The 12,419-nt window shown below is 69.7% G+C and carries 9 protein-coding genes; 4 read left to right on the plus strand and 5 right to left on the minus strand.

The annotated features are described in order from the left end of the window. Positions 1-37 precede the first annotated feature (37 nt). Genes JWS14_RS15055 through JWS14_RS15065 form a run of 3 tightly spaced genes read right to left on the minus strand, consistent with a single transcriptional unit; the run spans position 38 to position 2,834 of the window. Positions 38-892: a 3-hydroxyacyl-CoA dehydrogenase family protein gene (locus JWS14_RS15055; RefSeq protein WP_095862071.1), complete on the minus strand. Its 855-nt coding sequence runs from the start codon at positions 890-892 to the stop codon at positions 38-40. Next, entirely contained in the window at positions 889-1,617 is a 729-nt protein-coding gene (locus JWS14_RS15060) for an enoyl-CoA hydratase/isomerase family protein (protein WP_206013642.1), read from the minus strand. The genes JWS14_RS15055 and JWS14_RS15060 overlap by 4 nt, the downstream gene beginning before the upstream one ends. Next, on the minus strand, positions 1,614-2,834 hold the full coding sequence (locus JWS14_RS15065) for a thiolase family protein (RefSeq protein ID WP_206013643.1): 1,221 nt from the start codon (positions 2,832-2,834) through the stop codon (positions 1,614-1,616). Before JWS14_RS15065 ends, JWS14_RS15060 begins: the two co-directional genes overlap by 4 nt. Before the next feature lie 159 nt (positions 2,835-2,993). On the opposite strand from JWS14_RS15065, the gene paaZ reads away from it, so the two are divergent. The 3 genes from paaZ to paaI are packed head-to-tail and all read left to right on the plus strand — an operon-like array spanning position 2,994 to position 5,777. Next, on the plus strand, positions 2,994-5,033 hold the full coding sequence (paaZ, locus tag JWS14_RS15070; protein WP_206013644.1) for a phenylacetic acid degradation bifunctional protein PaaZ: 2,040 nt from the start codon (positions 2,994-2,996) through the stop codon (positions 5,031-5,033). Continuing rightward, on the plus strand, positions 5,030-5,347 hold the full coding sequence (locus tag JWS14_RS15075) for an EthD family reductase (RefSeq protein ID WP_095862069.1): 318 nt from the start codon (positions 5,030-5,032) through the stop codon (positions 5,345-5,347). The genes paaZ and JWS14_RS15075 overlap by 4 nt, the downstream gene beginning before the upstream one ends. Positions 5,348-5,354: 7 nt before the next feature. Further along, positions 5,355-5,777 carry a hydroxyphenylacetyl-CoA thioesterase PaaI gene (paaI, locus tag JWS14_RS15080; protein ID WP_206013645.1) on the plus strand — a complete coding sequence of 141 codons (423 nt, stop codon included), beginning with the start codon at positions 5,355-5,357 and terminating at the stop codon, positions 5,775-5,777. A 21-nt stretch (positions 5,778-5,798) separates the two neighbouring features. Here paaI and JWS14_RS15085 read toward each other — a convergent pair whose 3' ends face one another. After that, the gene (locus JWS14_RS15085; RefSeq protein ID WP_206013646.1) at positions 5,799-10,283 is read right to left on the minus strand and encodes an AAA domain-containing protein; all 4,485 of its coding nucleotides are present in this window, start codon (positions 10,281-10,283) and stop codon (positions 5,799-5,801) included. Between the two features lie 169 nt (positions 10,284-10,452). Between JWS14_RS15085 and JWS14_RS15090 the strand changes: the two genes are divergently transcribed. Beyond that, a complete protein-coding gene (locus JWS14_RS15090) occupies positions 10,453-11,595 on the plus strand; it encodes a beta-mannosidase (RefSeq protein WP_095862066.1) in 1,143 nt (380 codons plus the stop codon). A 58-nt stretch (positions 11,596-11,653) separates the two neighbouring features. Here JWS14_RS15090 and JWS14_RS15095 read toward each other — a convergent pair whose 3' ends face one another. Next, positions 11,654-12,400 (minus strand): GntR family transcriptional regulator, encoded by a 747-nt coding sequence (locus tag JWS14_RS15095; protein ID WP_072936979.1) that lies wholly within the window; start codon positions 12,398-12,400, stop codon positions 11,654-11,656. Positions 12,401-12,419 lie beyond the last annotated feature (19 nt).

Genomic DNA, 12,419 nt, shown 5'->3' on the forward strand with positions numbered 1-12,419 from the left:
GAGAATGCGCCTCCTGCTGGTTGTGGTGGGTGGCCTCTCAGGACCAGGTGTAGAAGCCTTGGCCGGTCTTGCGGCCGAGTTCGCCGCGGGCGACCTTCTCGCGGAGCAGGGCGGGCGGCGCGAACCGCTCGCCGAGGGTCTTCGCGAGGTGCTCGGCGATCGCGAGCCGGACGTCGAGGCCGACCAGGTCGGTGGACCGCAGCGGCCCCATCGGGTGCCGGTATCCCAGCTCCATGGCCCGGTCGATGGACTCGGCGTCGGCGACGCCCTCCTCGAGCATCCGGATCGCCTCGAGCCCGAGGCACACTCCGAGCCGACTGGTTGCAAAGCCCGGGGAGTCGTTGACCAGCACCTCGGTCTTGCCCAGCAGGGACACCCACTCGCGGACCTTCTCGACCACCCCGGCGTCGGTGGCGGGGGCACGCACGATCTCCACGAGCGTCGACGCCGGGACCGGGTTGAAGAAGTGCATCCCGATCAGGCGGGCCGGATCGTTCAGCGCGGCACCGAGTTCGGCGATGGAGATCGAGCTCGTATTGGTAGCGATCACGGTGGCCGGCGAGACGGTCTTCTCGACCAGCGCGAGCACGCCGAGCTTGAGGTCGACCAGTTCCGGCACCGCCTCGACCACCAGATCAAGGGCGGGCGGGAGCGCGTCGGGCGCCTTCACCGTCGACACCCGTCCGAGAATCGTCGCGGGGTCGGCGTCGCCGAGCTTGCCGCGCTCGTGCGCTCGGTCGAGTCCGTCGGACACCCGCTGCAGGGCCGCCTGCCGGTCGCCGCTCTCGGCGATGGTGACGGTGGAGCCGAGGGTGGCGAAGACCTGCGCGATGCCCGCGCCCATCCGGCCGCCGCCGACCACTCCGACGTTCTTCGGTGCTGTGCTCGTCATTGTTTCTTCTCCAGAAAGGCCGTCATGCGGTCGTGTTTGTCGCGGCTCTCGAACAGCACCGCCTGGGCGATGTCGTCGGCGAACGGGTGCGAGCCCGGTGCGTCGACGATGATCTTGGTCAGCTTCAGGGCCAGCGGCGCCGAACGGGTGATGCGGTCGATGACCTTGTGCGCTGCGTCGATGTGCTCGCCGGGTGCGACGACGTCCATCACGAGTCCGTGCCGCAGCGCCGCGTCGGCGTCCAGGTTCCGGCCGCCGAGCAGCACCTGCTTGGCGACGGACTTGCCGACCAGTTCGGGCAGCCGGTAACTCGCGCCCGCCGCGGCCATGATGCCCAGCCCCGGCTCCGGGTTCCCGAAGACCGCGGTCTCGGTGGCGATGCGGAGGTCGCAGGCGTAGGACAGTTCGGCGCCGCCGCCGAGCGCGTATCCGCTGACCGCGGCGACGGTGGGCAGCGGCAGCTTCGCGATGCGATCGAACAAATTACGGTTGATGCCGGCGAACGCCTCGTCGCGGCCGCGTTCGCGCAGTTCGGCGATGTCGGCGCCGCCGGCGAAGTGGTCGCCCTCGCCGGTCAGCAGCAGCGGCTTCGGCGTCGCCTCCAGCACCGCGCACACCTGGTGTAGTTCGGCGATCATCTCCGCGTTGATCGCGTTGCGCTGTGCGGGCCGGTGCAGCGTGACCACCATGCGGTCGTCGCGGTCCTCGACCTTCAGCGTGTTCACGGGGCCTCGATCAGCATCGCGACGCCCTGGCCTACGCCGACGCACAGCGTGGCCAGGCCGCGGCGGGCGCCTTCGCGTTCCATCCGGCCGAGCAGCGTCAGCAGGATCCGCGCACCCGAGCAGCCCAGCGGGTGGCCGAGCGCGATGGCGCCGCCGTCGGCGTTGACGATGCTCTCGTCGAGCTTCAGCTGACGGATCACGCCGAGCGACTGCGCGGCGAAGGCCTCGTTGAGTTCGGCGGCGCCGAGGTCGGAGATCGACCAGTTGGCGCGGGCGAGCGCCTTCCGCGTCGCCGGGACCGGACCCAGACCCATGACGTTGGGGGCGATGCCCGCGCTGGCGCTGGTGACGATGCGGCCGCGGACGGTCAGGCCGTACCGCTCGACCGCCGCCTCGCTCGCGACGACGAGGGCCGCGGCGCCGTCCGACAGCGAAGACGACGAACCGGCGGTGACGATGCCGTCTGCGCGGAAGACGGGTTTCAGCTTGCCCAGTTTCTCCAGGGTGGTTCCCCGCCGTGGGGTTTCGTCGGCGGTCAGTTCCCCGTCGCGCAGCGGCACCGGGACGATCTCGCGGTCGAACCGGCCGGCGTCGACGGCGGCGATCGCCCGTTCCTGGCTGCGCAGCGCGAACGCGTCGCTCTCGGCGCGGGTGATGCCCTCGAGCGCGGCGACCTCCTCGGCCGTCTCGCCCATCGACAGCGTCACCTTGCGGACGTCCGGTCCGGCGCCGGCCGGAACGTCACGGTCGGCGGCGGTGAACCGCGGGTTGGTGAAACGCCAGCCGAGCGAGGTGTCGGCCACCTCCCCCGGTCGGGCCCACGGGGTTCCGGGCTTGGCCATCACCCAGGGTGCGCGGGTCATCGACTCGACGCCGCCGGCGATCACGATGTCGGCCTCGCCGCTGCGGATGGTGTGCGCGGCCGACGCGACGGCGGTCAGACCGCTCGCGCACAGCCGGTTCACCGTGTAGCCGGGGACGCTGTCGGGCAGGCCCGCGAGCAGCACGGCCATGCGTGCGACGTCGCGGTTGTCCTCGCCGGCCTGGTTGGCGGCGCCGAGGATCACCTCGTCGACGGCCTCGCCCGGGATTCCGGCCCGGCGGGCTGCCTCGGCCACGACGAGACCAGCAAGGTCGTCGGGGCGCACTCCTGCGAGCGCTCCGCCGTACCGACCCTGCGGGGTACGGGCTCCGTCCACCAGAAACACTTCGGCCACAGTCTTCTCCTTCACGGGGGTGCCGTCTATTAATAACCGAATCTTCGGTCGGTACGCAAGGGCAGGTCGCGATGGGAAACTTCACATCCTCCCTTGACAACCAGCGGGTAGAGCGACGATTCTGTTAACCGACCGAACGTACGGTGAAATGGAGTTGTCGTGAGCAAGTTACTGGAAAGCTACGCCGCCGGACGCTGGTACACCGCGCCGGACGAGGGAACCCCGCTGCTGAGTGCGGTCGACGGCTCCGAGGTGGCGCGCATCTCCGCGACCGGTCTCGACCTCGGCGAGATGGTGACCTACGCCCGCGAGGTCGGCGGACCGGCCCTGGCGAAGCTGACCTTCCACGAGCGCGCCGCCGCCCTCAAGGCGCTCGCCCTGACCCTCATGGCGCGCAAGGACGAGTTCTACGCCCTGTCCACCTCGACCGGCGCCACCAAACGCGACTCCGGCGTCGACATCGACGGCGGCTTCGGCACCCTCCTCAGTTACGCGAGCAAGGCCCGCCGCGAACTCCCCAACGACACCGTCTACCTCGACGGAGCGTTCGAACAGCTCGGCAAGACGGGCACGTTCCTCGGCCAGCACGTCTACACGTCCCGCCGCGGCGTCGCCGTCCAGATCAACGCGTTCAACTTCCCGGTGTGGGGTTTCCTCGAGAAGCTCGCCCCCGCGTTCATCGCCGGCGTCCCGTCGATCGTGAAGCCCGCGAGCCAGTCGGCGTACCTCACCGAACTCGTGTTCCGTCGCATCATCGAATCCGGGCTGCTGCCCGAGGGCTCGGTCCAGCTGCTGTCGGGGAGCGCCCGCGGGCTGCTCGACCACCTCGGCGGGCAGGACTCCGTCGCGTTCACCGGCTCCGCCGACACCGCGGCAACCCTGCGGGCGCACCCGAACGTCGTCGGTGAGGGCGTCCACTTCAACGCCGAGGCCGACTCGCTCAACGCCTCCATCCTCGGCTCCGACGTCGAACCGGGCAGCGAAGAATTCGACCTCTACGTCAAGCAACTCGTCACCGAGATGACGGTGAAGGCCGGCCAGAAGTGCACCGCCATCCGGCGCGCCCTCGTGCCGTCCGCGCTGATGGACGACGTCATTGCCGCCGCCCAGGCCCGGCTGTCCCGCGTGGTCGTCGGCGCCCCCGACGCCGAAGGCGTCACGATGGGTGCCCTCGCCAGCATCGAACAGCGCGACGAGGTCCTGAAGTCGCTTCGCGGACTCACCAAGTCGGCGCAGATCGTGGTCGGTGACCCGGACAACTTCGACGTCGTCGGCGCGGACAAGGCGACCGGCGCGTTCCTGCCGCCGATCCTGCTGCGCTCCGACGACAAGGACGCCACCGAACCCCACGACATCGAGGCGTTCGGTCCCGTCAGCACCGTCATCGGATACGACAGCACCGACGAGGTCATCGCACTCGCCGCCCGCGGCAAGGGCAGCCTCGTCGCCTCCCTCGTCACCCGCGACACCGCACTCGCCCGCGACATCGTCCTGGGCCTCGCCCCGTTCCACGGCCGCGTCCTCGTCCTCAACCGCGACGACGCCAAGGAATCCACCGGCCACGGCTCACCGCTGCCCGTCCTCGTGCACGGCGGACCCGGACGCGCCGGCGGCGGCGAGGAACTCGGCGGCATCCGCGGCATCCTGCACCACATGCAACGCACCGCGGTCCAGGCCACCCCCGACATCCTGACCGCGGTCGGGAACAAATGGGTGACCGGCTCGCAGCGCAACGACGACGGCGTCCACCCGTTCCGGAAGAACCTCGCGCAGTTGCGGATCGGCGACACCATCGTCGGCGGCCCCCGCCAGGTCACCCTCGCCGACATCGACCACTTCGCCGAGTTCACCGGCGACACGTTCTACGCCCACACCGACCCCGAGGCCGCCGCCGCCAACCCGCTGTTCGGTGGCATCGTCGCCCACGGGTACCTGGTGGTCTCCCTCGCCGCCGGCCTGTTCGTCGAACCCAACCCCGGTCCCGTCCTCGCCAACTTCGGCGTCGACAACCTCCGGTTCCTCACCCCCGTCAAGGCCGACGACAGCCTCACCGTCACCCTGACCGCGAAGCTCATCACCCCGCGCAGCAGCGCCGACTACGGTGAAGTCCGCTGGGATGCAGTCGTCGTCAACCAGGACGGCGACCCCGTCGCAACGTACGACGTTCTCACCCTCGTCGCCAAAGGAGAAGATGCATGAGCTTCAAGGTCGCCGTCTGTTACGGCCAGCCCGATGACCCCGACGCGTTCGACGCCTACTACCGCGACACCCACATGCCGCTGGCACGCAAGGTCCCCGGCCTGTCCGACTTCACGTGGGGCAAGTGCAGCGCCCTCGACGGCGGGACACCGCCGTACTACGCCGTCGCGAGCCTCGTCTTCCCCGACGCCGCCACCATGAAGTCCGGGTTGCAGTCCGAGGAGATGAAGCAGGCGGGCAAGGACGTCCGCAACTTCGCCACCGGCGGCGTCACCATGTACGTCCAAGAAGAAGAATCCGTCTACAACCAGTAGGAGAACCATGACTGTCGACGCGTCCGCGGAATGCCGTATCGCGCGGGAGATGTTCGAGGCAGACAACGCGTCCCGCGCGCTCGGCATCCAGATCCTCGAGCTCAGCCCCGGTCACGCGGTCGCGTCGATGGTCGTGGGTGAGACCATGGTCAACGGTCACGGCATCACCCACGGCGGCTTCGTGTTCACCCTCGCCGACACCGCATTCGCGATGGCGTGCAACGGGTACGACACTGCCGCGGTCGCCGCCCGCGCCGACATCCGGTTCCTCACGGCCACCCGCCTCGGCGACACCCTCGTCGCCGAGGCGGTGGAACGGGCCCGCTTCGGGCACAACGGCCTCTACGACGTCACCGTCCGGCGCGGCGACGACGTCATCGCCGAGTTCCGTGGCGACAGCCGTTGCCTCCGGCCCGTGAGTACTTATTAACCGCGGGACGTTAACAAGTACTCACGGGCGCGAAGCGCCTATGGGCGCCGCATGCTTCCCTCGCTCGGTCGCGGCGGCCGCGTCGCGCGCCGCGCGTTCGGTGGCGGCGGCCTCGATGGCCATCGCGTGATCGACCGCGTGCGGGGCGATGCCCAGGTTGTCCAGCGTGTCCCACAGGCTCGACAGCGCGGCCTTCGGGTCGAGGTAGTACTCCGACTCCCGGACGCGCCAGAACGTCCAGCCGCACCGCTTGAGTTCCTGCTCGCGTTCGAGGTCCGCGATCCTCTGTTCCGGGGTGGTCGAGAAGGCGTCGCCGTCGCATTCGACGGCGAGCCTCCTGGTGCCGCCGGTGACGACGAGGTCGATGCGCCGATTGTTCACCTCGACTTGGGAATTGACGTGGTAACCGCGGTCGGCGATGTCGTTGAACACCCGCTGTTCGAGGAGGTTGTCGAACGGGGGGATCCGCACGTCGCGGTCGACGTCCTGCGGCATCGGGTCGGCCGGCGCCGGCGACGTCGACATCATGTAGCTGAGCAGGGAGTTGCGTAAGTCGGCCCGCTTCAGTTCGTCGACGGTCACGGAGTGGAACAACCACAGTTGGTCCTGCGCGCGTGTCGCCGCGACGTTGAACCGCCGCTTGTACTGGTTCGCCGTCAGCGGTGCGAAGTTCTGCTCCGGTCCCACGACCATCGACAGGAAGACGACGCTTCGTTCGTCGCCCTGGAAGTCGGGCGGCGTCCCGACGCGCAGTCGTCGCTGCTCCCACTGTTCGATGCCGATGCGTTTGACGAGTTCGGTTCGGATGGCGTCGACCTGGGACTGCCCCTGCAGCACGACGATTCCGAATGTCTTGCCGTCGTAGCGGGGGTCGACGAGGCATTCGATGAGCTGATCGACGAGGGCGGCGGCCTCGACGTGGTTGGTCAGCGTCGAGTCCTTGCCCGACACGGAAGCGTCGGATACGTACGTATGTTTCAGCGGCGGAAGCCGATCCGCGCCGAACTGACGCACCGGGACCAGCGGCAGTTCGCCGTAGAACTGGGTGCTCGACCAGTTGATGATCTCGGGCATGGAGCGGAAGTGCTCACGGAGCCGGACCACCTGCCCGAAGCTGGTGCGCAGAATCGAGAACAGACTCGACCGCGGGGTGAGCGTGGCCTGGACGTACTCGGGGAGGTCGGGCAGGTACGCGTCCAGGCGGGTGAACACGTCGTCGAGGGTGCCGCTGGTGGGGATGTCGGCGGGGGCGCACTGCTTGTCGTCGCCGACGACGATGACCCGCGGCGCCAGCCACAGCAGGAACAGGTTGGTGATGTCGGCCTGGCTCGCCTCGTCGACGATGACGACGTCGAAGCTGCCCGGCACGGGCGGGATGGACGCGAGGACCTGCTGCAGCGGCATCACCCACGCGGGCACCGCGCCCTGCGCCTCCCCCATCGCGGATCGTGCTGCGCTGCGGTACTTCTCGGCGTACTTTCCGGCGCCTGCACCGATGCTCGAGATGTGCTCGCGGTATGTCTGCAGTGCCCGCACCTGGTCTGCCGTCAGGTGTTCGAGGCAGTCGCGCCAGGCGGTGGCCGCCGCGAGCCGCGCGGTGAGATGCGCGAGATCCGCGTCGACGGCGTTGAGTTCGGCTTCGAGTTCCTGCTCACGACCGGCCCGGTGCTGCTCGGTGACCCATTGGCGGGCGCGGCGCCACGCCCAGGCCTCCGACATCTGCCAGCTCATCTCGTCCCACTCGGTGAGCGCCGCCGTCCTGCGCACCAGGTCGTACAGTGCCGGCGCGACGGGTGAGAGCCGGTCGGACAACTCGTCGAACAGCCGCTGATCCTGTTGTTCGACGCGGGCGATCGCGTACCGGGTGAGCGCCTCCGAGAGCGCGGCGTTGTCCGCCTGGTCGAGCGCCGCCACCAGGGCGGTGCCTTCCGGCGACGGTCCCGCGTCGACCTCGGTGGAGACGGCCGAGACGATGGTGTCGAGTTCCGCACGCGCACTGTCCACGTCGGCGCGGGTGGTGATGGCCTCCGCGGCCCCGGCCACCGCGGTGGCGTCCGCGAGGTTACGGATCCGCGGCGCGTTCGGGGACAGCGCGAACAGTTCACGGGCCAGCGCGTCGCGGGCGACGAGGAGTGCTCGCACGCGGGCCACCCGGCCGACGATCATGTTGAGGCTGTCGACCTGTACGGCACGGGACCCGTTCATGTCCACCGGAATCCGCAGATCGGCCAGCAGGGTCGCGGCGGTCTGCGCGGCGTCGTGGGCGCGCAGGTGCTCGGTCACCAGCCGCACCGTGGCGGCGGTCGTGGCGGGGACGCCGTCGACGGTGGCGTCGAGGCCGAGTTCCTCGAAGGCCTTCTGCTCCTCGCTGCGACGGAAGCGGGCCTTCCACTCGACGGCGCCGGATTCGAGGGCGACGGCGAGCGCACCCACCGCCTGCAGGGCGGGTCGGGTCATGACGGCGCACTGGACGTCCTGCGCACCGATGTACCGGTCGGCGGCCGCGGCCGCCTCGACGATCGCGGGCAGCGCGTCCAGGCGCCCCCACAGATGGGTGGCCCTGCCGGACAGCACGGTGTCGGCGAGGCTCTGGAACTGGCCGTCCAGGTCGAGGACGTCGTGCGCGCGGGCCTGCAGTTCCTTGCAGTGCCTGCGGATGGAGTACGCGGTCTCCGGATCGACGCCACCGAGGACCTCGAGCAGGTGCGCCGACTGCGGGGTGTCGATGGGGATGCTGGTCGACGCGCGCGAGCAGAGCCGTTCGAGTTCGGCCCGGTTCGGCAGCAGGGAGTCCAACGCGGGAAGCGTCTGACGTGCACGCTGCGCGCGCTCGGGGGACGCCGTCACACACAGCCGGCGCAGGGTCTCGACCTCGGTGCCGGTGAGGGGCGGTTGCTCGCTGAGCAGCGGTCCGGGAAGCCACTCGAACGCGTCCTGCAGGCCCATGACCTTGCGGACGATGGTGGCGGCGGTGCCCTCGTAGCCGTCGGCGACGGCGTCGTGCTGGTACGTCTCGGACTCGCGCAGTGCCTTCACCTGCTCGAGCACGACGGCCCGCTTCTGCACGGCCTCGTCCCGCTGGGCGCGGAGGTCGGCGATCTTCTGGCCCTCGCTGTGCGGGTTGAACGACGACTTCCGTTCGGCGATGGTCGCCACACTGCGGGTGAGCTCGTCCGAGCCGCCGCGGGACAGGTCCGTGATCGAGACGCACAGCTCCTGCATCTCGGGCGGGAGCTTGTCCCTCAGGACGCGGAGCGCCTGCGCCTTCTCGCTCGTGACGAGCACCCGCTGGCCGCGGGCGAGCAGCGCCGACACCAGGTTGGCGATCGTGTGGGTCTTGCCCGTCCCGGGCGGGCCTTCGACCACCACTCCGCTGTCGCCGCCGAGCCGCTCGATGATCTGCGACTGCTCGGCGTTGGCCGGAAGCGGGAAGAGCGGGTCCTCGGCGAGGGTGGAGGAGGTGGCCGCGCCGGTGCGCTCGAGCCACGACAGCCGGTCCGCCGGTTCGATCGCCTCGACGAGCTGGGCGAGCCCGAGCGGGACGGTCGCGCCGTCGCCGTCGAGGTGGGAGATCATCTGCTCGTAGTACTCGACCAGGGCGAACGCGCTGCGCTTGCGCAGCACCAGGGCGGGCGACAGCGTCACGGTGCCGTTCGCGTCGTCGGCCGGTTGCCGGACGTTGTCGCGCACATCGACGTACGCCGTCAGCGACTTCGGAGCCCACTCCGCGAGGAGTGTGCGGACGCCGTCGCCCAGCGGCGACGTGACGGTGTCCTGCAGTTGCTTCTGCAGCGGCATCGCGTGCGCGCTGTCGTAGACGTCCAGTCCGGTGAACAACTGGGAGTCTTCGAGCCGGGGTTGGGAGCCCGCGATCAGCCGCACCAGCAGGTCGCCGGTCCGCGGATCGCGGTGGATGCTCGCGGACTGGGTGACCAGGTGGGTCTGGACACCGCCGTCCGGTCCCGCACCGGCCAGGGTCAGCAGTCCGGACGCGAGCACGAGTTCGATCGACTCGGGGCGGGCGTTCAGCTCCTGCAGCATCCGCTGCAGCGACTGGTACAGATCGGCGTGCGGGCGACGCTCCCGATCCGCCTTCGCCCACGCCTGCCAGCGCGGCACGTACGCGTCGAACGCCTGCCGGACGTCGTACGCGCGGCGCACGTCGTATTCCTCGTCGGAGTCCTCGGCGTACGCGTCGGACGCGTTCAGCTCGAGGTCGGACCGCGAGCTGTCGGCCCGGGCCGACGCATCCACCCAGCCGGCCAGGACGGTCGGTAGTTCCGGCGGATCCTCGACGCCGATGAGGGGCACCCGCAGAACGATGTCGCCCTGCGCGGCGTCGGAATCGAGTTGGATGGTCCGGCCGTCCTGATGCAGCCATTCAACCTGTTCGTGCTGGTCGACGCGGAGAACCGGCTTCGTGCGAGCCCGGACGATCTCACGCAGGAACTGCAGCAGGCGCTGGACGCGGCCTGCGAGCTCGGCGTCGTTTTCGGGACTCGACAATGTAAACCTCTGCGAATTCTCGGTGATGACGTGCGCTTGCCCCCGCCGTGCACACTATCGGGTCGAGGGGGTGAAGTTCGAGGCGTCGTCCCCTGTCAGCGGGACTGGACGGTCGCTCGAGGGGCGAAACAAACCTCCATTCGTACCGACCGGTCCCTACTATTCATCCATGACGGTGACGCGCATCACGAAACTGGCCGCGGTGATCGCGACCGTCGCTCTGACGGCGCTGGGAGGGGGCTTCGTGTCGGCTGCCGCTCCCGCGCCGGGGGCCAGGGTCACCGCCTCGCCCGACGGGTTCGCGCTCGACGGGCAACCGTGGTGGCCGACCGGGTTCAACGCCTACCAATTGGCCACGAACTGGTCGGTCAATTGGGGTTGCGGCGCGATGGTCGACCTCGACTCCTACTTCTCCGCGCTGCCGCCGCACTCGCTGACCCGTTTCAACCTCTTCCAGGCGCTGGCGATCAACCGCTTCACCGGACAGCTCGACTTCGGGCCGTTGGACGCCGTGTTCGCGGCGGCCGAGGCGCACGACCAGATGCTGATCCCGGTTCTCGCACCCCAGGACGGGGCGTGCGAGGACGGGGTGTTCAAGGGCAGGCAGTGGTACGTGGACGGCTGGACGACGATGACGCCGGGTGCGCCTCGCACGCTGATGAGCTTCCGCGACTGGACGCGGACCGCCGTCGACCGATTCCGGGGATCGCCGTCGCTGGCGGCGTGGGAACTCGTCGGGGAGCCGGAGACGAGCACGTGCACCGACGCCGACTGCTCGTGGTGGACCCGGTCGTGCGAGCCCGGTGCGGCACAGGTGCTGCGTGACTTCTTCGACGCCGCGGGCGCCGAGGTGCGGGCCCGTGATCCGCGCACGCTGATCACGGCGGGATTCACCGGCGGCGGCCAGTGCGGAACCCAGGGCGACGAGTACCAATTCGTCTCGGCGTCACCGTATGTCGACGTCGTGCAGTACCACGATTACGGCGCCGACGGGGTTCCGCTGCCCGGCGATCAGTGGAACGGGCTCGCGCGGCGCCTCGAACAGGCTGCGGCGCTCGGCAAACCGCTCCTGATGGGTGAGATCGGCGAACTCGCCGGATCGTGCGCCAGCCTGACGGACCGGGCGACGCACATCGGCGCCAAGATCCAGGGGCAGCGGGACGCGGGCGCGGCCGGGGCGCTGCTGTGGGCGTTCGTCCCGGACCCCCGGCCCGCCGAGTGCACGTACGACATCGGCCCCACCGACCCGCTGTGGGGCGTGGTGGAGCAGTTCGGAAGCTGGGGCTCGGGCACCGCCCCGGCCGACACGTAGACCGTGAATCGTCGAGCCCAGGAGACGGATTCATCCGGTTCGAGACTGAGCAGCGAGGTCAGCGTCCGCCGCGGCGGAGGGTCACGCGGTAGGTGTAATGCTCGGGCAGGAAGTAGCTGACCGCCAATTCGACGGTCCGCCCGTCCGAGTCGGAGTAGAGGCGGTCCACCCGCAGCATCGAGTGGCCCTCGGAGCAGCCGAGTTCTCGGGCCACGTCCGCCGGCGCCGGCGCAACGGTGATCGATTGCGCAGCCTCGGTGATGGGGCTCCGCAGGTGCGGTTCGAGCAGGCCGATGATCGTGTGCGAGCTGACGGCGCCCTCGGACATCTCGGGTGCGTCGGCGACGAACCGGGCGATCTCGTCAGGCAGATAGACGGTGGTCAGCACGAACGGGGTGTCGTCGTGGCGTCGCCGGAACACGACCGTGTTGACGAGGTCGGTGTCGAGGCGGAGCCTGCTCGCCGCCTCGATGTCGACCCGCCGGCGCAGGGGCGTGACCACCTCCATGGTGGTGTCCGTGGACAGGTTCATCAGATCCTCGATCGACCCCAGCTGCCGCAGGTATCGGCCGTCGGACTCGGCGGCGAACGTGCCCCGGCCCGGGACCCGGTAGACGATGCCCTCGGCCACCAGGTCCTGGAATGCGCGACGAACGGTCTGCCGGCTGACGCCGTGCTGGTCCGCGAGCTCGAATTCGGTGGGCAGCTTGATCCCGCCGCTGTACTTGCCTGCAGCAATATGCTCGCGGAGCTGCCTCGACACCAGCTGGTACGCCGGCTCCGTGTCTCGTTCTCTACCGTTCATCGCGCACCGATCCTACGTG

This window comes from Rhodococcus koreensis (assembly GCF_017068375.1).
GTDB classification, from domain to species: domain Bacteria; phylum Actinomycetota; class Actinomycetes; order Mycobacteriales; family Mycobacteriaceae; genus Rhodococcus_F; species Rhodococcus_F koreensis.

What these genes read in the sequence shown, in the direction of transcription:
- JWS14_RS15055 (WP_095862071.1), bottom strand. Translation starts at nt 892, where the DNA reads ATGACGAGCACAGCACCGAAGAACGTCGGAGTGGTCGGCGGCGGCCGG.
- JWS14_RS15075 (WP_095862069.1), top strand. Translation starts at nt 5,030, where the DNA reads ATGAGCTTCAAGGTCGCCGTCTGTTACGGCCAGCCCGATGACCCCGAC.
- paaI (WP_206013645.1), top strand. Translation starts at nt 5,355, where the DNA reads ATGACTGTCGACGCGTCCGCGGAATGCCGTATCGCGCGGGAGATGTTC.
- JWS14_RS15090 (WP_095862066.1), top strand. Translation starts at nt 10,453, where the DNA reads ATGACGGTGACGCGCATCACGAAACTGGCCGCGGTGATCGCGACCGTC.
- JWS14_RS15095 (WP_072936979.1), bottom strand. Translation starts at nt 12,400, where the DNA reads ATGAACGGTAGAGAACGAGACACGGAGCCGGCGTACCAGCTGGTGTCG.